The organism is Terrabacter sp. 05T424, from assembly GCF_056396225.1.
Genome location: NZ_JBFTLB010000019.1, coordinates 1 through 20,630, shown reverse-complemented (window position 1 = coordinate 20,630; position 20,630 = coordinate 1). Strand labels below are relative to the sequence as shown.

General features: G+C 70.1%; 18 protein-coding genes. 3 read left to right on the top strand and 15 right to left on the bottom strand.

Going from position 1 to position 20,630, the window contains the following annotated elements; translation table 11 throughout:
• Positions 1-143: 143 nt before the first annotated feature.
• Complete coding sequence (locus tag AC1DE0_RS22230; protein WP_478105780.1) at positions 144-1,460, bottom strand: MFS transporter; 1,317 nt, start codon at positions 1,458-1,460, stop codon at positions 144-146.
• A gap of 123 nt (positions 1,461-1,583) precedes the next feature.
• Between AC1DE0_RS22230 and AC1DE0_RS22225 the strand changes: the two genes are divergently transcribed.
• Positions 1,584-3,650 (top strand): elongation factor G-like protein EF-G2, encoded by a 2,067-nt coding sequence (locus AC1DE0_RS22225; RefSeq protein WP_478105778.1) that lies wholly within the window; start codon positions 1,584-1,586, stop codon positions 3,648-3,650.
• A gap of 122 nt (positions 3,651-3,772) precedes the next feature.
• Here AC1DE0_RS22225 and AC1DE0_RS22220 read toward each other — a convergent pair whose 3' ends face one another.
• Together AC1DE0_RS22220 and AC1DE0_RS22215 are read right to left on the bottom strand one after the other, a co-directional pair.
• Positions 3,773-4,774 carry an NADP-dependent oxidoreductase gene (locus AC1DE0_RS22220; protein WP_478105776.1) on the bottom strand — a complete coding sequence of 334 codons (1,002 nt, stop codon included), beginning with the start codon at positions 4,772-4,774 and terminating at the stop codon, positions 3,773-3,775.
• A 47-nt stretch (positions 4,775-4,821) separates the two neighbouring features.
• Positions 4,822-5,250, bottom strand: a complete 429-nt coding sequence (locus tag AC1DE0_RS22215; protein WP_478105774.1) for an organic hydroperoxide resistance protein — start codon at positions 5,248-5,250, stop codon at positions 4,822-4,824.
• Between the two features lie 65 nt (positions 5,251-5,315).
• Between AC1DE0_RS22215 and AC1DE0_RS22210 the strand changes: the two genes are divergently transcribed.
• Entirely contained in the window at positions 5,316-5,783 is a 468-nt protein-coding gene (locus AC1DE0_RS22210; protein ID WP_478105772.1) for a MarR family winged helix-turn-helix transcriptional regulator, read from the top strand.
• A 180-nt stretch (positions 5,784-5,963) separates the two neighbouring features.
• Here the strand turns inward: AC1DE0_RS22210 and groL are convergent, their stop codons facing one another.
• From groL to AC1DE0_RS22170, 8 genes are all read right to left on the bottom strand, one after another.
• Positions 5,964-7,613, bottom strand: coding sequence for a chaperonin GroEL (groL, locus tag AC1DE0_RS22205; protein WP_478105770.1), 1,650 nt, complete (start codon positions 7,611-7,613; stop codon positions 5,964-5,966).
• Between the two features lie 72 nt (positions 7,614-7,685).
• Positions 7,686-8,711 carry an NAD(P)-dependent alcohol dehydrogenase gene (locus tag AC1DE0_RS22200; protein ID WP_478105768.1) on the bottom strand — a complete coding sequence of 342 codons (1,026 nt, stop codon included), beginning with the start codon at positions 8,709-8,711 and terminating at the stop codon, positions 7,686-7,688.
• Positions 8,708-9,496 (bottom strand): iron-sulfur cluster assembly protein, encoded by a 789-nt coding sequence (locus AC1DE0_RS22195; RefSeq protein ID WP_478105767.1) that lies wholly within the window; start codon positions 9,494-9,496, stop codon positions 8,708-8,710. Before AC1DE0_RS22195 ends, AC1DE0_RS22200 begins: the two co-directional genes overlap by 4 nt.
• Positions 9,493-10,533: an amidohydrolase family protein gene (locus AC1DE0_RS22190; protein WP_478105765.1), complete on the bottom strand. Its 1,041-nt coding sequence runs from the start codon at positions 10,531-10,533 to the stop codon at positions 9,493-9,495. The genes AC1DE0_RS22195 and AC1DE0_RS22190 overlap by 4 nt, the downstream gene beginning before the upstream one ends.
• Before the next feature lie 125 nt (positions 10,534-10,658).
• A complete protein-coding gene (mimD, locus tag AC1DE0_RS22185; RefSeq protein WP_478105808.1) occupies positions 10,659-10,994 on the bottom strand; it encodes a propane 2-monooxygenase effector subunit MimD in 336 nt (111 codons plus the stop codon).
• 2 nt (positions 10,995-10,996) lie between these two features.
• Positions 10,997-12,103, bottom strand: a complete 1,107-nt coding sequence (locus AC1DE0_RS22180; protein WP_478105763.1) for an aromatic/alkene monooxygenase hydroxylase subunit beta — start codon at positions 12,101-12,103, stop codon at positions 10,997-10,999.
• Between the two features lie 45 nt (positions 12,104-12,148).
• Positions 12,149-13,222, bottom strand: a complete 1,074-nt coding sequence (locus AC1DE0_RS22175) for a 2Fe-2S iron-sulfur cluster-binding protein (RefSeq protein ID WP_478105761.1) — start codon at positions 13,220-13,222, stop codon at positions 12,149-12,151.
• Positions 13,223-13,356: 134 nt separating this feature from the next.
• Positions 13,357-14,988 carry a ferritin family protein gene (locus AC1DE0_RS22170; protein WP_478105759.1) on the bottom strand — a complete coding sequence of 544 codons (1,632 nt, stop codon included), beginning with the start codon at positions 14,986-14,988 and terminating at the stop codon, positions 13,357-13,359.
• A gap of 261 nt (positions 14,989-15,249) precedes the next feature.
• On the opposite strand from AC1DE0_RS22170, the gene AC1DE0_RS22165 reads away from it, so the two are divergent.
• Complete coding sequence (locus AC1DE0_RS22165) at positions 15,250-17,037, top strand: sigma-54-dependent Fis family transcriptional regulator (protein ID WP_478105757.1); 1,788 nt, start codon at positions 15,250-15,252, stop codon at positions 17,035-17,037.
• Positions 17,038-17,072: 35 nt separating this feature from the next.
• On the opposite strand, the gene AC1DE0_RS22160 is transcribed toward AC1DE0_RS22165, so the two are convergent.
• The 4 genes from AC1DE0_RS22160 to AC1DE0_RS22145 all read right to left on the bottom strand — a co-directional run.
• The gene (locus AC1DE0_RS22160) at positions 17,073-18,497 is read right to left on the bottom strand and encodes a DUF445 domain-containing protein (protein ID WP_478105755.1); all 1,425 of its coding nucleotides are present in this window, start codon (positions 18,495-18,497) and stop codon (positions 17,073-17,075) included.
• A 26-nt stretch (positions 18,498-18,523) separates the two neighbouring features.
• A complete protein-coding gene (locus AC1DE0_RS22155) occupies positions 18,524-19,324 on the bottom strand; it encodes an SseB family protein (RefSeq protein WP_478105753.1) in 801 nt (266 codons plus the stop codon).
• Positions 19,321-20,073 (bottom strand): bifunctional 1-(5-phosphoribosyl)-5-((5-phosphoribosylamino)methylideneamino)imidazole-4-carboxamide isomerase/phosphoribosylanthranilate isomerase PriA, encoded by a 753-nt coding sequence (gene priA, locus AC1DE0_RS22150; RefSeq protein WP_478105751.1) that lies wholly within the window; start codon positions 20,071-20,073, stop codon positions 19,321-19,323. Before priA ends, AC1DE0_RS22155 begins: the two co-directional genes overlap by 4 nt.
• Before the next feature lie 258 nt (positions 20,074-20,331).
• The coding region (locus AC1DE0_RS22145; RefSeq protein WP_478105749.1) for an IS30 family transposase at positions 20,332-20,630 on the bottom strand (299 nt) is incomplete at its 5' end.

Here is a 20,630-nt window from a genome sequence, read left to right as displayed (position 1 = left end):
CGGCTCGCCACGCGCACCGCAGCAGCGGCACGCCTGTCGAGCAGACCTTGACCCGGCAACCGTGAGGTCGACGCGGGTGGAAGCGAGCTTCTCTTGCACGTCGTCACCCGACTCCGCCGGAGCGGGAACAGGGTGACGGCTGGTCAGTGCTCCATGTTAGCAGCCGGGACGCCTCGCTCCGAATCGGCGCCGACGTCGACCGCTGCCGCCCCGGAGGCACGGGTACGGCGGGCTGCCACCAGCCCGCCGCCAGCGATGAGGACACCGAGCAGCGAGACGACGACGAACCCCGACTGCCACCCGCCGCGGTCGATGGCGAAGCCGGCGAGGGGCGCACCGAGCGCCGAGCCTGCCGTCATCGCCGAGCCGTGCCAGCCCATCATCTCGCCCCGGAACCGCTCGGGGACGAGCCGGCTCAGCTGCTCGACCGTCGCGGTGATGGTCGGCGCGCAGAGCAGGCCCGAGAGCGTGACCAGCACAGCGAAGGTCGGCACGCCGACGGCGAGCGCGACGGGCAGCGTCAGCGCGGCGAGCCCGCCGAGGAGCCAGAACACCGAGAACGACCGGTGCCAGGCGCCGTAGACGAGACCACCGACCAGCGAGCCCGCGCCCCAGAGGGCGAGGACCCAGCCGATCGACGCGGTGGCGTCGAAGCCGCGCAGGGCGGCGACGATCGAGACGTCAGTGCCGCTGAGCACGAGGGTGGAGCAGGCGGCCGCGAGGTACACGGCGGCGACGGGAAGAGTGATGAAGCCCCGGACCGCCCGCGACCTGGCCGGCCGCGCGGCCTCTGCCTCGTCGGAGGGACCTGCCTCGGCGGTGGCGATCGCGTCGGCGCGTGCGCTCTCGCCCGGGTCGTCGGTGGCCGGCGTCGACGTCTCGGACGTGAGCGGCGGGTTGACCAGCCACAGCACGAACCCGGCCGCGACCGAGGTGAGCTCGCAGATCAGCAGCGCCCAGCCGGTGTCGTGGGTCGTGGCGAGCCAGACCCCGATGGCGGGTCCGACCATGAACGAGAGCTCGGTGGCCGACGAGTCGAGCGAGAGGGCCGTGCGCCGCTGCTCGGCCGGGACCGACCGGATGATGACCTGACGCAGGATCGAGAAGGTCGGCACGACGAACAGGCCCGCGAGCGCCGCGAAGCCGATGAGCGGCGCATAGTCGACCCACGGTGCGATGGACCAGCAGACCACCTGCACGAGCAGTGAGGGCCCGACCGTGCGCCGCAGGCCGATGCGGTCGAGGAGGCGCCCGCGCCAGGGCCCGGAGATCGCCACGGCGATGGTCGAGGCCGCGGTGACCAGTCCGGCCTCGCCGTAGCTGCGGCCGAGGGACGAGACCACGTGGAGCGTGAGGATGACCGCCCCGGCCCACATCGGCACCCGGATGAAGAAGCCCAGCAGCAACGCACCGCGTGTGTCGCGGTTGGCCAGCACCGGCCGGTAGGCCCCGAGATCCATGACGCCAGCCTGTCACCCCACACCGACAGGCTGCACGCGGGTTTCGGCCGGCGATCACGGGCCCGCCACACGGCATACGCCCGGGGTCTTGTGACGGGTGGGCGACAGGAGAAGGGTGGGGTCATGGCAAAGACGCCCGGCAGATCAGACCTTCCTGCGGCCCCCAACCCCGCCTCGCCGCAGGACATCCGCAACGTCGTGCTGGTCGGACCCGGCGGGGCCGGCAAGACCGCACTCTTCGAGGCGCTCGTCGCGGCGCGCGTGCCCGGTCAGCGCACCGGCACCACCGACCACGTGCGCACCACCACCCTCACGACCGCCTCGTTCGAGTCAGGCCAGGTCACGCTGAACCTGCTCGACACCCCCGGCTACCCCGACTTCGTCGGTGACCTCAGGGCCGGGCTCCGCGCCGCCGACGCCGCCGTCTTCGTCATCTCTGGCGCCGACGACATCGACCGTCCGGTCTCGCTGCTGTGGCGCGAGTGCGCGGCCGTCGGCATGCCCCGCGCCGTCGTCGTCACGCACCTCGACCAGCCCCGCGCCGACTTCGGGGTCACCGTCGAGACGTGCCGCCGCACGTTCGGCGACGCCCGCGCCACCCACTGGCCCACCGTGTCGGACGGTGAGGTCACCGGGGTCGTGGGCCTGCTCACGGACGAGACGTCCGAGGAGCACGAGGAGGCCCGGTCGGCCCTGATCGAGTCGGTCATCGAGGAGTCAGAGGACGCGACCTTGCTCGACCGCTACCTCGAGGGCGAGACCATCGAGACCGAGTCGCTGCTCACCGACCTGCGCGCCGCCATCGCGCAGGGCACCTTCTTCCCCATCGTCCCGGTCTCGCCGCTCACCGGCGCGGGCGTCGAGGAGCTGCTCGGCATGGTCGAGCGAGCCTTCCCCGACCCGACCGTGCACCCGCTGCCGACCGTGACCAGCCCGGCCGGCGGCGCCATCAGCGGGGTCGCGTGCGATCCCGACCAGCCGCTCGTGGCCGAGGTCGTGAGGACGACCACCGACCCGTACGTCGGGCGTCTCTCGCTCGTGCGCGTCTTCTCCGGCACCCTCCGCGTCGACGAGACCGTGCACGTCTCGGGACACCTCGGCGACTTCGTCGGCCACGAGGTCATGGGCCACCCCGCGCACGACGACGACGAGCGCGTCGGACCGCTCGCCTCGCCCTTCGTCGACGGCCACCGACCGAGGGGTACCGCCATCGCCGGCGACCTGGCCCTCGTGTCGAAGCTCACGCGGGCCGAGACGTCCGACACGCTCTCGTCGCTCGACCGGCCCGCGGTCGTCGCCCCATGGCTGCTGCCCGAGCCGCAGCTCCCCGTGGCGATCCGCGCGGCGACGAAGTCCGACGAGGACAAGCTGGCCGCGGCCCTCCAGCGTCTCGTGGCCGAGGACGTCACGGTGCGGCTCGACCACTCGGCCGAGACCGAGCAGGTCGTGCTCTGGACGATGGGCCAGGCCCACGTCGACGACCTCATCGGGCAGCTCGCCGACCGCTACGGCGTCACCGTGACCGCGGAGCCCTACCGCACGGCGCTGCGCGAGACCTTCGTGCGCAAGTGCAGCGTGCAGGGCCGGCACGTCAAGCAGTCCGGCGGCCACGGCCAGTACGCCGTGTGCTCGATCGAGATCGAGCCGCTCCCCCGCGGGTCGGGTTTTGAGTTCGTCGACAAGGTGGTCGGTGGCTCCGTGCCCCGCCAGTTCATCCCGTCGGTGGAGAAGGGTGCGCGGATGCAGCTAGAGAAGGGCCTGCTCACCGGCCACCCCGTCGTCGACGTGCGCGTGACCCTCACCGACGGCAAGGCCCACTCGGTCGACTCGTCGGACGTCGCGTTCCAGACGGCGGCGGCGCTCGCACTCAAGGAGGCCGCCAACGAGTCGACGATGGCGCTGCTCGAGCCGATCGACCGGGTCGACATCACGATCGCCGACGAGTACCTCGGGGCCGTCATGTCAGACCTGCGCGGTCGACGCGGCCAGGTGCTCGGCACCGAACCGGCCGACGAGATGGGCCCGGAGGGTGGCTGGACGGTCGTGCACGCCGAGGTGCCCCAGGCCGAGCTGTCGCGCTATCCCATCGACCTGCGCTCGGTGTCGCACGGCACGGGCTCGTTCGTGCGCGAGCCGGTGCGCCACGACCTGCTCCCCGCCGACAAGGTGCGCGACCTTCTCAGGGCGTGACCGCCGAGGGAAGCGCCTCCCCCGGGAGTCGAACGAACACCCCGTCACGTGACGGGGTGTTCGTTCGATCGGAGAGGGAGTGTGCTCTCGATCGGAGAGCACGGCTCCGCTGGGGCTTCCGGTCAGAGACGGACGACCATCTTGCCGGTGTTCTCGCCGCGCAGGACGCCGAGGAACGCGTCGACGGCGTGCTCGAGGCCGTCGGTGAACGTCTCGCGGGAGGTCAGCGAGCCGTCGCCGATCCAGCCGGCCGCACGCTGCGCGTACTCGCCGCCGAGGTCCCAGTGGTCCCCGACGAGGAAGCCCGTGATCGTGCCGCGGGTCTGGATGAGCCGCGCGAGGTTGCGCGGGCCGGGCGCCGGCTCGGTGTCGTTGTAGACGGAGATCGCGCCGCAGATCGCGATGCGGCCGCCGACCCGCAGCGAGCCGATGGCGGCCTCGAGGTGCTCGCCGCCGACGTTGTCGAAGTAGACGTCGATGCCGTCGGGGGCGGCTTCGCGCAGGAGCGAGGAGACCTTGCCGTCCTTGTAGTTGAAGGCGGCGTCGAAGCCGAGGTCGTTCAGCAGGTGGTCGACCTTCTCCTGCGACCCGGCACTGCCGATGACCCGGCTCGCACCCAACGCCTTGGCGACCTGGCCGACGACGGAGCCGACGGCTCCGGCAGCACCGGAGACGAAGACGACGTCGCCCTCCTTGATCTTGGCGACGCGGGTGAGGCCGGCGTATGCCGTCAGGCCGGTCATGCCGAGCACGCCGAGGTACGCCGAGGCCGGGGCCACCGACGTGTCGACGACGCGGACGGCCGTGCCGTCGAGGACGGCCTCCTCGCGCCACCCGAGACCGTGCAGCACGTGGTCGCCGACCGTGATGCCGTCGGCGCGTGACTCGGTGACGACGCCGACGGCGCCGCCGTGCATCGCCTCGCCGAGCGCGTACGGCTCGGCATAGGACTTGGCGTCGCTCATCCGGCCACGCATGTACGGGTCGACCGACATGACCTCGTTGCGGATGCGGATCTGGCCGTCGGCGAGCTCCGCGCCCGCACTCTCGACGAGGGCGAAGTCGTCGTGCGTCGGCCAGCCGACGGGGCGGCTGACGAGCTGGACCTCACGGGGGTTGGTCATCGGATCTCCTTGTAAGGCAGTGATTCTGGGGGTGGTGGGCGCGGTGGTCAGTCGACGATGATCTCGACGGGGATGTTGCCGCGCGTCGCGTTGGAGTAGGGGCACACCTGGTGCGCGACGTCGACGAGCTCACGGCCGAGCCGGGCGTCGATGCCCTCGGGCAGCTCGACGTGCAGGACGACGCCCAGGCCGAAACCGGTGCTGGAGGAGCCGCTGAGGCTCACGTCCGCGGTGACCGCGACGTCGAAGTCCTCGACCCGGCGCTTGCGCGCGACGAGGCCCAGGGCGCTCGCGAAGCACGCGGCATACCCGGCGGCGAAGAGCTGCTCGGGGTTGGTGCCCTCCCCGCTGCCGCCGAGCTCGCGGGGCGCCGCGAGGGTGACGTCGAGGCGGCCGTCGGTGGTGACGGCGCGTCCTTCGCGGCCGGAGGCGGTGGCGGAGGCGACGTACTGGGCGGTCTGGGTGGCGGTGGACATGTGGCTCCTCGATCAAAGAATTGACGGCAATTAAGTTGTGCGCAAATTGATAGTACGCTTGGGGCATGAGCACGTCCAATCCGACCTCAGCGGCCGGCGACCTGAGCCTCGAGCAGCAGATCTGCTACGCCATGCACACGACCGTGCGAGCGTTCGACGCCGTCTACCGCGACCTTCTCTCCGAGCACGGGCTCTCCTACCCGCAGTACATCGCGCTCATGGGCATCGGGGAGCACGGACCGATGACCGTGAGCGGCCTCGGCGAGCACATGCGGCTCGACTCGGGCACCCTCTCCCCCCTGCTCAAGCGGATGGAGGCGGCCGGGCTCGTCAGCCGGGAACGCGACCCCGAGGACGAGCGCCGCGTGCTCGTCTCCGTCACCCCCGCAGGTCGTGCGCGGCTCGCCGATCTGCAGGACATGCMCCAGCGCATCGCCGCCCGAAGCGGTCTGTCGCGGGCGCAGATGTCAGCCCTGCACGACACGCTGCGCGAGGTGACGGCAGCGCTGCAGGACGCCGACGCCTCCACCTGAGCAGACACGAGAGCCGCCCCCACCTGATGGGAGGGGGCGGCTCTCTTGTGTCGTCAGGCGGACCGGCGGCGGCCCGCCGGCGAGACCAGCTCGCTGAGGCGGCGCTGCTGCGTCCGCGCCCAGAGCACGCGTGGAAGCAGCACAGGAACGAGCACCGCAACCACCTCGAGGACGGCCATCTCAGTAGATGTTGCTCGGCCGGACGAGCCCCTCGGACAGGTCACCGAAGCCCGGTGCGTAGATGGCCCCGGGGTTGCCCATGACCTCCTCGACGATGGCGGTCTCGGTAGTGATGATGAGGGCGGCGATCGATGCCGACGCCTCGAGGGCCGCGCGGGTGACCTTGAGCGGATCCATGACCCCCGCCTCCAGCATGTCGCCGTAGTGACCGGTGACGGCGTCGAAGCCGTGCCCGACGGGCAGGGACGCCACACGGGAGACCACCTCGTCGCCGTCGTAGCCGGCGTTGATGGCGATCCACCGCAGCGGCTCGACGAGCGCGCGTCGCACGATCTCGCGCCCCACGGCATCGTCGCCGGTCAGCTCGAGGCGGGAGACCGCGTCCTGCGCCTGGGTCAGCGCAGTGCCGCCGCCGGCCACGATCCCCTCCTGGAGCGCCGCGCGCGCTGCGGCCAGCGAGTCCTCGACCCGGAGCATGCGCTCCTTGAGCTCGACGCTGGTGGCTCCCCCGACGTTGATCACGGCCACCCGCCCCGTCATCCGCGCCAGTCGCAGCTGGAGGCTGTCCTGGTCGCCGTCGATCCGCGACCGCTCGAACTGCTTCTCCAGCTGTGAGATCCGCGCGTCGACGAGCACCGGGTCACCGTGGCCACCGACGATGGTCGTCGCGTGCTCGGTGATGGTGATGCGGTCGCACGTGCCGAGGTCGGTGGCGCTGATCTMGTGCAGCTCGATGCCGGTGTCGTTGGCCACGACCCGCCCGCCGAKAGCGACGGCGAGGTCCTCGAGCTCGGCGAGACGGCGGTGGCCGAAGCCCGGGGCGCGCACCACGACCGACTGCATCGTGTGGTGCATGTTGCCGCCGACGAGCAGCTGGAGCGCCGGCCCGTCGACGTCCTCGGCCATGATGACGAGGGGTCGGTCGGCCCGCTTGGCCGCCTCGACCGTCGGCATGAGGTCCTGGACCTGGGTGATCTTCTTGTTCGTCAGGAGGATGACGGGGTTGTCGTAGACCGCCTCCATCTTCTCGCGGTCCGTCACCATGTACGGCGAGATGTACCCGTGGTCGAACTCGATGCCGTCGACGACGTCGACCGACAGGCCGAGCGTCTCCGACTCCTCGGTGGCGACGATGCCGTTCTTGCCGACCTGGGTCACCGCCTCGGCAACGGCCGAGCCGATGGCGTCGTCGTCATTGGCCGCCAGGGTCGCGATGCGCTCGAGCGCGGCCTGGCCGCTGACGTCGGTGGCGAGACGGCGCAGGGTGTCGACGACGACGGGGACCGTCTGCTCGATGCCACGACGGACCCGCATGGGGTTGGCCCCGCCATCGACGGCGCGCAGGCCCTCGCGGACCATCGCCTGGGCGAGCACCGTCGCCGTGGTGGTGCCGTCGCCGACGACGCCGTTCGTCTTCATGGCGACCTCCTTGACGAGCTGGGCGCCCATGTTGGCGAAGGGTTCTCGCAGCTGGATCTCCTTGGCGATGGTCACCCCGTCGTTGGTGATGGTGGGGGGTCCGGTGAGCTTCTCCAGCACCGCGTTGCGGCCCTTCGGGCCGAGCGTCACCTTGACCGCGTCTGCGAGGGCGTTGACGCCGATCTCGAGGAGACGGCGGGCTTCTTCGTTGAAGCGCAGTTCTTTTGCCATGGTCTTCAGTCCTTCGGATAGCGACGACGACGCAGTCCGGCCACCCCCCGGGGACGGCGGCCGGGCCCGCCGTCAGGGGATGAGGATCGCGCGTCCGCGCACGAGCCCGGCGTCGAGGTCGTCGATCGCCTGCTGGAACTCGTCCAGGGGGTACTTCGTGGTGTGGAGCGTGACCTTGCCCTGGGCAGCGAGGACCATGAGCTCCTGGAGGTCGTTGTACGACCCGACGAGGTTGCCGACGAAGCTGATCTCGGTCGAGATGACGTCGATCGTCGGGACGTCGATGTTCTCGCCGTAGCCGACGACGAAGTAGCTGCCGGCCCGGCGCAGCATGGCCGTGCCCTCCTTCGTCGCGCCGCCCTCGCCGACGAAGTCGACGACAGCCTCGGCGCCCTTGCCGCCGGTCAGCTCGAGCACCTTCTCGACGTGGCTGCCATCGGCGACGATGCCGTGGTCGGCCCCGATCGAGGTGGCGAGCGCCACGGCGTCGGGGTTGCGGTCGACGACGACGACGGTCGCGCCGGAGATCGCCTTCATGACCTGGATGCCGATGTGGCCGAGGCCGCCGGCGCCGATCATGACGCAGACGTCGCCGGGCCGGGTGACGCGAGCCGCCTTGGCGGCAGCGTGGTACGCCGTCAGGCCGGCGTCGGCGAGCGCCGCGACGTCCGACGGCTCGAGCGAGTCGTCGATGCGCACGACGCTGCGGGCGGTCGTGCGGAGGTACTCGGCGTACCCGCCGTTGGTGTCGATGCCCGGGAACTGGCTGTTCTCGCAGTGCACGTCGTCGCCGGAGCGGCAGGCACGGCAGAGGCCGCACGTGATGAGCGGGTGGAGGATCACCTTGTCGCCGACCGCGACGTTGGTGACCGCGTCACCGACGGCGTGCACCCACCCGGCGTTCTCGTGGCCGATCGTGTAGGGCAGGGCGACACCTGTCTTGGCCTCCCACTGCCCCTCGAGGATGTGGATGTCGGTGCGGCACACACCGGCCCCGCCGATCCTGACGACGACGTCGAGCGGGCCTGACACCTGCGGCTCCGGGACCTCCGTCAGCTGCAGCTTGGTGTGGTAGCCCACGACCTGGACGGCTCTCATGACGCGCTCCTCGTGTCCGTGACGTCGGTGGTGATGGCGTCGGCGTCGCCGTCCGCGTAGCGCGTGGCGAGCAGACCGCGGCAGAAGTGGGCGTTGCCCTCGATGGAGATCCGCACCGAGGTCGCGAGCCTCAGCCGGAGCGGCAGCTGCTCGTCGGGCACGGCGCCGCCGTGCTCGTCGACGACGACGAGGTCGCCGGGGGCGACCCCGAGCCCGATGTCGGCCCGGCGACGCAGCAGCGCCTCCTTGGTGCGCCCGCCGGCGAGGTCGGCGAGCGTCAGGCGCCCGAGGTCCTCGATGCGAGCCGCTCCCGAGGAGAGAGTCGCCATGACGCATCGCTCCATCGCCGCCGTGTGGGCCTTGCGCTGGAACGTGAGCCTCAGGCCATCGAGGCTCTCCTGGGCCTCGGCCCCGAAAGTGCCGACGTAGCCCGCGTCGGCCGCGAGGCCGGCGTTGATCTTGTCGGAGTCGTGGTGGTCGTCGAGGAGCACGGTCACGGTGCCGGCGCCGCGGACCCGCCGCAGCGCGTCCTTGGCGTCCGACACCATGAGGTAGGCGAAGTTGGGCGCGCAGAACGACGTCGGCAGGCGCAGGTGCACGGTGACGCCGGACGGGTGCAGGGCCACCGAGCGGACGAAACCGAGCTCGGTGATCGGCTCGTCCAGCTCGGGGTCCATCACGGTGGCCAGTGCGTCGAGCACGTCGTTCGCCAGGGATGCCCCGTGACGCGCTGCGGACGCGCGGCCCCGCGGCTGCGGGACGACCGGAGTGGCGACGGCGCTCATGACAGCACGCTCTCTCTGGCCCCCGCAGCGACCTCGAGGCCCACATCGCCCGGGTCGGCGACCTGCAGCTCCTCGGGCACGTCGAGGCCGTACATCTTCGCAGCGTTGAGGCCGAGGATCTTCTTCTTGGCCGTGGTCGTGAGCGGCGCGTACTCCGTCATGTCCTCGGGGATCTGGAAGTCGACGAACTTCTCGATGAGCCACTTCGGGGTCCAGAGGGCGTAGTCGCTGGAGAACTGGATCTTGTCCTCGCCGATCCAGTAGAGGAGCTCGCCGATGATCTGCGCGAAGTAGCGCGGCCGTGTGTGGATGAACGGGATGGCGACGGCCAGGCCGGCGTGGACGTTGGTCTCCTGCGTGGCGATCCAGCAGAAGTCCTCGAGCCTCGGTAGGCCGCAGTGCTCGACGACGAAGTTGAGCCCCTGGAAGTCGGTGGCAACGGCGTCGACGTCGGCGACGTCGAACGCGTCACGGTCCAGGGGGATGATCGTCGGGCCCTTGTGGATGTGGATGTTGGTGACGCCGAGCTCCTCGCAGGCCTCGAGGTACTTGTAGGTCCACGGGTCGGTGAGCTTGTAGCCGCGCGAGTCGCCGTGCCACTCGGCCGTGTAGAGCTTGACGCCCTTGAGGCCGAAGCGCTCGGCGTCTCGTCGCAGCTGGTCCAGCCCCGCCTGCTCGTTGCGCGGGTCGAAGTTGTGGTTGTAGGTGAGCTTGCCGGGGTTCGCCCGGGTCAGCGCCCACGCCTCCTCGGTCTGCCCGAACCCGTTCTTGTAGAAGTCGCCGAGGAAGGCCGGCTGGAAGATCGCGTGGTCGACGTAGCCGTCCTCGAAGAGGTCCTTCATCAGGCGCTCGCCGCCGTAGTACGTGTAGCTGTCGTAGTCCCACACGACCTCCTCGGGGCTGAGGTTGCGGTGGTAGTCGTAGAAGCAGTCGATGAACTGCTTGCCGTGGATGTTCTCCAGGTTGCTCTCTCGGCCGTCCCAGAGGGCGACGTGGGCGTCGACGATGTAGTACCTCTCGCCGTTCTTCTCGTACATGGCTTCCTCACTTCTTCGTGTGTCGGGATGAAACGCGGGGGCTGAAGCCGCTGGGCCGGTGGCCGGCCCAGCGGCATACCGAATGCTCTGCGCGCCAACGGATCTCGGCTGCGGACGGACTCGCGTCAGTGGACGCTGAGGTCGAAGCCGATGTACTCGGCGGCGTCCTCGGGGCTGGCGAAGAGCATCGTTCGCTCGTCGAGGTGGACCATGCGCCCGTAGTGGGTCGAGCTGATCTCCTCGAAGACGGAGCCGTCGAACTCGGTGCCGAGCGCGTCGGTCAGCTCCTCGTAGTCGAAGTCGAGGAGGCGGGTCCCGTCGACCCGGATCATCGACGGGTACTCGGTCAGCTCGACGCCGTCCTTGCGGCCCATGACCTCGGCGACGACGCGCCCGACGGGGGTGTTCATCAGGGTGACCCCGCACATGTTGGAGAACGATGCCTCCGACCCGAACTGCATGCTCACTGGTCCAGCTCCTTCGGAAGGTCGAGCCCGATCTCGTCGAGCAGGCTGCGGAACTTGTCCTTGGCCGCGTCGAGCGACGTGGCGAAGGTGACGGTCTTCTCGGCCGGCTGCGACCAGATCGGCTGCAGGGCCTGTGCGGCGGCGAGGCACTTCGGCACCCAGGTGGACAGCCACTGGCCGAAGAGCTCCTTGTTGGCCGGGCCGTGCTCCTCGTCGCGCACGAGCAGCTGGAAGAGGCTGCGTGAGGCCGCCAGGTCGCGGGCGTAGTCGTTCTCGCCCGTGCCGACGAGCGTCGGCGTGATGTAGTCGCCGTTGCGCGCGGCGATCTGCATGACGAGCTCGCTGCGGAAGAGCTGTCCGACGAGCTGCTCGAAGACGATGTTCGTCGCGAAGGTCAGCTCGGCCCAGTCGCCGACCGCCGTGAGCTCTTCGACGGTCTGGCGGGTCGGCTGCCACTCCGGCGCGTTCTGCCAGACGTCCCGGTGCGCCGCACCGTCGAACTCGATGCCCGCCTCGGACAGGTCGAGGTTGTAGAGGGCGAGGTCCTGGGCGAACCGCATCTTGTGCGCGGCCGCGACGGCGACGGCGTTGTTGATCATGTTCGTCGGCGCGGACCGCTGGATCGAGGTGAAGACGTGGAGGGCGATGCCGTTCTCGGCATGCATCCACGCCCCGAGGTTGCGCTGGATGAACACGACCCAGGCGTGGTTCCAGCCGGCATACGCTCGGGCCCTCTTGGCGTTCTCGAGGCAGAGGTTGACCTGGCGCACCACCGCAGAGTTGTTGCGGTAGATCGTCTGCTCCCACTCCTCGTTCGGGTCGAGGAAGGTGTGCCAGTTCGACGACTTCGCCTTCGTCCACTCCTTGGGGTAGCCCCCGGGGCCGTCGCCGAAGCCGTAGATCCACCCCTGGGTCAGGTGCCGGTCGGGGTCGGGCTGCACGTCGACGGTGACGTCCTCGTACATCGTCGCCCGGAGCTTCGCCGGCTTGTAGTAGTTGTAGGTGCGGCTCCTCGAGCTCGGGAAGTCCAGGGCGCCGGCCTCGGAGTCCGTGAACTCGATCTTGGGGAAGCTGCGCGTCTTCTGGTCGGTGATGTCCGCCATGTCAGTCAACTCCGTTGTTGGTGTGGGTGATTCGTTGATGTGTGGTCAGGCCGGGAGAGCGGCTGGGCTGGTGAACGAGTCGTGGAAGACCTGGTCGCCCGGAACTCCCTGCGCCTCGAGGAAGAGCAGCGCGGCGTCGACCATGGGCGGCGGGCCGCACAGGTAGACCTCGCACCTCGCGAGCTCGTCCTCGCGTCGCGCGACCACGTCGGTGACGTTGCCCGCCTCGGGAACCAGACCTGCTGGCATACCTGCGTCGTCCGTCGCGGCCGTCACGTCCGGCAGCGAATCGGACAGGCACGCGACGAACTCGAAGTCGCGCAGTCCCTTTCCGAGAGTGAGGATCTCGTCGACGTAGAAGAGGTCTGCTGCCGTCCGGGCCCCGTAGTAGAAGCGCACGGGGCGGGTGCTCCCGGTCTCGTTCAGGTGTCGCAGGAGCGAGAGGATCGGGGCCATCCCGGCGCCTCCCCCGATGCAGACGACGGGCAGGACGTGACCCTCCTTGATGGTGAACGACCCGTACGGCCCGTTGACGTGCAACTCGTCACCGACCGACAGGCCGTCGTCGAGCAGGGCCGAGAACCGACCCCCCGGGTACTTCTTGATGAGGAACTCCACCTCGCCCGGGGTGGACTGCGTCGTCGCCATGGAGAACGAGCGGTGCTCGTCCGTCCCGGGGATGCCGATGTCGCTGTACTGCCCCGGCTTGAACTCGTACGTCGTGGGTTCCACCGCCGCCAGGCGCAACGACACGATGTCGCGCGTCATCGGCTCGATCGCCGTGACCCGGGTGCGCACGTCCTGGATCGGCACCCCGCCGAGCAGCTCGTCCTCGTCGAAGTTGAGCAGCTCGATGGTGCAGTCGCTGAACGCGTGCGCCCGGCAGAGCAGGACGTAGCCCTCGTCGACCTCGGCGTCGTTGCACGCGAATGTCGAGTAGCGCTCCATCTGGATCTCACCCTCGAGGACGTAGCTCTTGCAGGCGGAGCACTGGCCCTCGCGACATCCGTGCATCAGGTGGATGCCCTGGCGGAAGGCGGCGTCGAGGATCTTCTCGTCCTCGCCGACCTCCATCTCGATGTCGACGGGTTCGAAGTAGATCTTGTGGGTGTCGGCCACGGTGGCCTCCTCTCGTGTGGGCGCGGTCCCGGGTGCGTCCCGCGTGTCATCGGGGGTTGGCGGCGCCGCTCATCCCTGGCGGCGCCGCCAACCCGATCTGGCGGTGGAGCCGGGCGACCGGCTGCCGGGTCGGCTCAGGCGACCTTCGTGCCGTTCGCGCGGTACTCCGCGACGTGGGCCTCGCGCTCGGCGTCGGACATCTCGTTGAGGAGCACGTTGGGGCTCATGAACGTGTTGCCGCGGACGTCGTCGAGGGTCCACATCTTCTGGGGGTCGAGGTCCAGGTGCGGCTGCCCGATGAGGGTCTTGCCGTCGTCGCGGACGTAGCCGAGGTCCTTGACGATGTCGGCGAGGTCCTTGCCGTGGTGCAGCGTCTCCCACTCGCGGAAGCCGGTGAGGCGGCCCATGTTCGGGGTCTCGCGGCCCTCGTACTCCGAACGGAACGCCTTGGCGTCGGTCCAGTAGCACGTCTCCGAGCAGTAGGTCCGCCACTGGTCGTCGACCTTCTCGACGACCATGTCCTCGCGGATCAGGGCCGGCACCATGCAGGTCCAGCAGCGGTGCGGGTACTGGTAGCCCACGTCCTCGAACGCGATCGGCTTGTTGCGACCGGGGTAGGCGAGCCGGTTGTAGTTCTCCCACCACGTGCCGTACTTGCTGTACCAGCCGGGGTACTTCTCCTCGAACCAGGCGAAGTCCGTGTCGGTCATGGTGTCGATGCGCCAGTAGTTGACCGGCCAGCCGGTGGCGAAGAAGCGCGCGACCTCGTGGACGTAGCCCTTGTTCGTGATCCGGTTCCAGGCCTCCTCGACAAGGTCGTGCGGGATCGTCAGGCCGTACTTCTCGAGGGGCAGCAGGTAGCTGCGGTAGTAGTCGTCGTAGATCCAGCGACGCCACATCTCGGCGTAGCTCTCGCGGTCCTTGCGGCGGTCCTTCGTGCCGTACTCGATGAAGGTGCCGATGGCGGCGTCGACGACGCAGTGGTTGTTCCACCAGGCGTACCGGAGGTCGCGCTCGAGCAGCGGCCGGTTGCGCTCGTCGGCCAGGGCCATGAGCAGGATCGAGTAGCCGTTGGAGATGTGCCGGGACTCATCCGACTGGACGGAGTGGAAGACCGTCGGCAGCAGGTAGTCGCCGTTGGCGGCGGCCTCGTCGGGCATCGCGACGAAGAGCGTGTTGGTGAAGGCCGTCTCGGCGACGACCGTCAGGTAGATGTTCGCGGCGGTGATCGCGTCACCGGTGATGAAGCCCTCACCGAACTGCCGCCCGATGGTGCCCGCGTAGTTGTTCGCGAACGCCTTCTCGGTCATGTCGAAGCCGGCAGGGTCGATGTACTGGTTCATGTAGAGCTTCTTGAGGTTCATCTGGATCGTCGAGTGACGAACCTCGTCGATCATCTGGACCGCGAGCCCGTTGTGGATCTCCGGGTTGGGCACCGCGTCGATTGCCATCGGCATCGCGCGGGCCGCCGAGATCTCGGGGAACGGGATGATCGACAGGAACAGCTTCTGCCACTCGAGCCAGCGCTGCTGGACCTGGCGGAACATGTTGCCGCGCACCGCGCCGTCCATGGCTCCGAAGACGCGGTTGTCCTTCTCCTCCTCCATCGGGAAGTAGGACCGCATGATCTGCTTGAGCGGGTCCTTCTTCGGGGCCTTCTCGAACGTGTAGTCCGTGCCGAAGCGGGTCGCGGGCGTCGCGAAGGTCGGCTCCCACGTCAGCTCGGAGATCTTGGCGTGGGCCTTCGTCAGACTCTGTCTGCTCACTCTTGCCTCCTGGTGTCGGGTCGGTCCGGGTGGACCGAGCCGGTTCGGCGGATCGTTTCGCCGTGTGGCAGGAGACTGGTCGCCGGCAGCGGAGGCAGGTGTCTCAATGTGAGAGCGGGCGCTGGCCCGACCGGCGTCGTCTCACTTTGAGACGGTCCGAGCGTGCGGGTCGGACGGTTCCTTGCCGAACGGCGGCCGGGAACTGACACTGGGGCAGGACGTTCGGGCGCACTGTGGCGCCCCGTGACGAGGAGGTGGGCAGTGGCCGACCCGACCCAGGCCCTCGAGCTCGCCAGGGGCCACTTCATCGAGTCCGGCGTTCTCGAGGGCACCGTGCGCGAGGTCGTCGGCCAGTCGTGGCAACGCAGCACCCAGGCTGGCGTCAACCCCGAGCTCGTCCTGCCCGAGTATGCCGCCGCGCTGGGTGAGTCCGAGGTCCACCGGCTCGTGTGGCCGGTGCTCGCGAGGGCGGCCGAGCAGCTCGGTGACGAACCGGTGAGCATGATCTTCGCCGACGCCGACGGTCAGGTCGTGCACCGGCTCTGCACCGACCGGGCCCTGGCGAACAGACTCGAGCGCGTGAGCCTCGCGCCCGGCTTCACCTACGCCGAGGAGTCGGTGGGCACGAACGGCATCGGCACGACCCTGCTCACCCGCACGCCGACCCTCATCACGGGCAGCGAGCACTTCACCGAGCCGCTCATGATGTTCGCGTGCGCCGGCGCACCGGTGCACCACCCGATCAGTGGCGCGCTGGTGGGGGTCGTCGACCTCACCTGCTCGGCCAGCGTCTCGAACGGGCTCCTGCTGTCGTACGCGCGATCGATCGCCGAGCGCATCGAGTCGGAGATCCTGGCCAAGGTCTCGGTGAGCGAGCTGACGCTGCTGCGCGACTACCTCGCCGCCTGCCGTCACGCGACCGGCCCGGTCCTCGCCCTCGGCGACGAGGTCGTCATGATGAACCGCCTCACCCAGCAACGGCTCGACGTCGCCGACCGCACCGCACTGGTGGCTCGGACCGGCGACGTCCTCGGTGAGGGCTCCCCCCTGACCCTGGTCGCCGACCTGCCGAGCGGCACGGTGGCCCGACTCGACTACCGGCCCACGTCGGTGGGTCCCAACGTCGTCGGGGGCGTCTTCCGGGTGCAGCTGCAGCAGCCGTCGAAGCTCATCGGCGGCGCCGGGACCAAGCACCTGCGGCCTGTGTCGGTATCGCTGCCCGGGGTTGCCGGAACGAGCCCGGAGTGGGTGCGGGTCATCCTCCAGCTGCGCGACGCGCATCGCTCCGGCGCCTGGGTCGTCGTCGAGGGCGAGCCCGGGGTCGGGGCGTTCTCGCTGGCCCGGGGCATCCATCTGGCGCACTCGCCCGAGCGACACTTCCGGGTGCTCGACGCCGCAGCCTCCCCGACCGAGCCGGACTCCTGGTTCGCGTCACTCGTCGACGAGCTCGAGACCGAGGAGGGCACCCTCGTCATCCGACACCTCGACCGGCTCGACCCCGATCTGGTGGAGTCGGTCGCCACGCTGCTCGTCGAGCACGCCGACCGCTCGCGTGGCACGGCCCGGTGGGTCGTCGCCACCTGCACCCGCTCGGGCCGGAGCGAGCCCGTCGAGACCCAGCTCATGCCGTGCTTCGACCGGACCGTCGTGCTCGAGCCGCTGCGGCACCGTCCAGAGGACATCCGGGTCGTGATCCCGCACCTGCTGCGGTCGCTCTCCCCCAACCGTGAGCTGCAGATCTCGCAGTCGGCCGTGAACCAGCTGACGCGCCACCCGTGGCCGAACAACGTGCGCCAGCTGCGAGACACCCTGCGCAAGATCGTGGCCAGCAAGCGGAGCGGCACGGTGGAGCTCGCGGACCTCCCGCCCGAGTGCATGGCGGTGGGGAGGCGCAGCCTCACCCCGCTAGAGGCGCTCGAACGCGACGCGATCACGCGCGCGCTCGACGACCACGGCGGCAACAAGGGCCTGGCGGCGCGGCACCTCGGCATGTCGCGCGCCACGATCTACCGCAAGATCCGGGGCTACATGATCGACACCCGGCCCTGAACCGCCTCGCGACCGGTCCGCCCCGCGGCAGGACCTCAGGAGGGCAGCAGGATCGAGATGGCGTGGATGAGCATGCCGATCAGACCGCCGACGAGGGTGCCGTTGATCCGGATGAACTGCAGGTCGCGGCCGACCTGCAGCTCGACCCGCTCGGCCGTCTCCTTGCCGTCCCACCGGTCGACGGTGTCGCTGATGATGCGGGTCAGCTCGGTGCCGTAGCGGTCGACGGCGTAGATCGTGGCGTCGCAGATGCGCGCGTCGATGCGGTCGCGCAGGGGCTCGTCGACGAGCAGCCGTTCGGCCAGGGCCGTGACCTCCTGGACGGCGCGGGCGCGGACGGGCCCTCCTTCGTCCTCCAGCGCAGCCACGACCACGGCGCGCAGCGAGCCCCACAGCGACATCGCCGTGTCGGCCACCTGCGGGTGTGAGAGCACCCGCTCCTTGAGACGCTCGGCCTTGGCCTGCGTGACCGGGTCGTGCTGGAGGTCGTCGGCGAGGTCGATGAGCAGCTTGTCGAGCGCGAGGCGCACGTCGTGGCGCGGGTCGTTGCGGATGTCGGCGAGCCACTTGAGGGCCTCGACGTGGATCTTGCGGGCGACGATGTCGTTGATGGCGTCGGGGACCCAGGCCGGGGCGCGCTGCGTGATGAGCGACTCGAAGAGGTCCTCGTTGTCGACGAGCCACACGCGGATCTCGTCGAGCGCCAGGTCGACCAGCCCGACGTGCGCCTCGTCGCGCACGACCTGGTCGAGCAGGCCACCCGCGAGCGAGCTGATCGGTTCCTGGGCCAGACGAGGCAGGACGGCCTGCTCGATCACGGCCCGGACGTCCTCGTCGGGGATGCGGTGCAGGGCGTGCACGGTGACCGTCGCGACCTCGTCGACGAGGCGCTTGGCGTGACCCGGCGTGAGCGCCCACTCGGCGGCCCGCCGGGTCGGCTCGGCGTCGAGCACCCGCTCGCGGATGATGTCCTCGCGCATGAAGTTCTCGCTGACGAACTCCTCGAGGCTTCGGCCGATCATCTCCTTCTTGCGCGGGATGAGCGCGGTGTGCGGGATCGGCAGGCCGAGCGGGTGACGGAAGATCGCCGTCACGGCGAACCAGTCGGCGCAGGCACCCACCATCGAGGCCTCGGCCCCGGCGTTGACGAAGCCGAGGATGCCGTCGTCGTGGCCTCGGGTGAGGACGTAGACGATCGCCGCGAGCACGAGCAGGCCCGTGGCCACGAGCCGCATCTGGCGCAGGTCACGACGTCGCTGCGCCTCGAGCGCCGGGTCGACGATGAAGCCGAGAGGTCCGCCTGCGCCGCTCCCCCGCCGGCGGCCGCCGGGCCGAGCACCGTCGGGGGCGGGCTCCGGCGGACGGGCAGCGTTCGGGCCCGGGTCTGCTGTAGCGCCAGGCGCAGGCGTCGGAGTGCGTTCCGGGTCGCGTTGTCGCGTTGCCTGGGGTGTGGTGTCCACGTGCGGCACCTCCGAGGATGGTGTGCTCAGCGCGCCGTCTCGAGCGCGAAGGTCAGAGCATCGATCCTCGCACGCGTCTCGCCATCGGTCGCTATTCGCTCGCCGATGCGGGTGGCGATCGCGCTCACGTCGTCGGCCTCGAGCCCCGGGTTCAGAGCCAGCACGACGCGCAGGACGCCGGCGCCGGCCGGCTCGCCGGCCTCGAGCCGGTGGTGTGCCACGGGCGGCTCGGCGGCCACCGCGGCGCTCACGGCCGAGGCCACGTGGGGGTCGAGGTGGCTGGGCAGCCACGTCCGCTCCTGCGCCAGCGCCCACAGCATGCTGGGCCGCAGCACGGTCGCGTGCGGCGATGCGACGTCGACGAGCAGCACGTGGCACTCCTCGCTGATCGCGGCCTGCGCAGCCGCAGCGGCGCGCACGGGGACGGGCCGGGCGGTGGCGTCCCAGGCGGTGAGGCTCTCGAGCGAGGTGAACATCGGCAGGGCGCGTGAGCCGTCGGGTGACGTGAGCGTCACGGCGGCCATGTCGCTGCGAGTGTCGACGGCGTGCTCGCCCGTCTCGTCGACCTCGGTGGCGACGGCGACGACGGGCACGAGCCACCGGCTGCGCGCGACGCTCGACATCAGGAGCGACTCGGCGTCGTCGTCCGGCGCCGACTGGGCGGCACGGAGGGCAGCGAGAAGGCCCTCGTCCGCCGACCCGTCGTCGCCGGAGAAGCCGTGCGACGGGATCGACTTGCCCTCCCACGCCTGACCCGCCGAGTCAGCGGGACGGCCTTGCCCATCGACGTGGCCGGACCCGGTCGGGACGTCGGAGGCTCCGCTCATGCGGACGGCCGCCCGGCGACGTCGAGAGCCTCGGGGAGCGTGAACGCGCCCCGGTAGAGCGCCGACCCGACGATGGCACCCTCGACGCCGTCGCCCACGAGGGTGCGGATGGTCGCGATGTCGTCGAGGGTGGAGACCCCTCCGCTCGCGACGACCGGACGGTCGGTGCGGGCACAGACGTCACGGAGCAGCTCGACGTTGGGGCCCTGGAGCATGCCGTCCTTGTTGACGTCGGTGACGACGTAGCGGGCGCAGCCCTCGCGGTCGAGGCGCTCGAGGGTCTCCCACAGGTCGCCGCCCTCACGGGTCCAGCCCCGGGCCGCGAGGGTGGTCCCGCGCACGTCGAGACCGATCGCGACGCGGTCGCCGTGGTCGGCGATGATGCGCGCCGTCCACTCGGGGTCCTCGAGTGCTGCGGTGCCGATGTTGACCCGACGGCAGCCCGTGGCCAGTGCCGCCTCGAGCGACTCGGTGTCGCGGATGCCGCCGGAGAGCTCCACCTGGAGGTCGAGCCGGCCCACGATCGAGGCGATGAGCTCACGGTTGCTGCCGCGCCCGAACGCCGCGTCGAGGTCGACGAGGTGGATCCACTCGGCGCCGGCGTCCTGCCACGCCTGCGCTGCCTCCCAGGGATCGCCGAACTGGCCGCCGCTGCCGGCGACGCCCTGCACGAGCTGCACCGCCTGACCGCCCGAGATGTCGACGGCGGGCAGCAGCTCGAGCCGTGGCTGGTCGGTGGATGTGGTCATTCGGTCACGCACTCCTCGGGTCGATCGTCGACCTCCGAGTATGCCGTGGGCCCGGCTCGCGCTGCCGGCCGGACCGACAGGCGGGCGCCGCGTCGGAAAGTGGGCACTCGACTCTGAGGATGGTCGAGTGCTCAGTTCCCGACGGTCGGAAAGTGGGCACTCGACTCTGAGGATGGTCGAGTGCTCAGTTCCCGACGGTCGGAAAGTGGGCACTCGACTCTGAGGTCGGTCGAGTGCTTAGTTCCTGACGTGGCGGATTCAGGCGGTGGGTGCAACACCGTTGATGTCGTTGTCGGACAGTAGCCGCTCGAGCTGCTCGGCGGGGGTGGCCCACTGGTGGCGTTTGCGGGGTCGTCGGTTCATTTCGGAGGCGACATTCGCCAGGATGCCGGCGCCGTGGAAGGACAAGTCGGTGCCTTTGGGGAAGTACTGGCGCAGCAGGCCGTTGGTGTTCTCGTTGCTGCCCCGCTGCCAGGGCGAGTGTGGGTCGCAGAAGTAGATCTCCAGGTCGGTCGCGGCCGCGATCTGCACATGGTTGGACATCTCGCTGCCCTGGT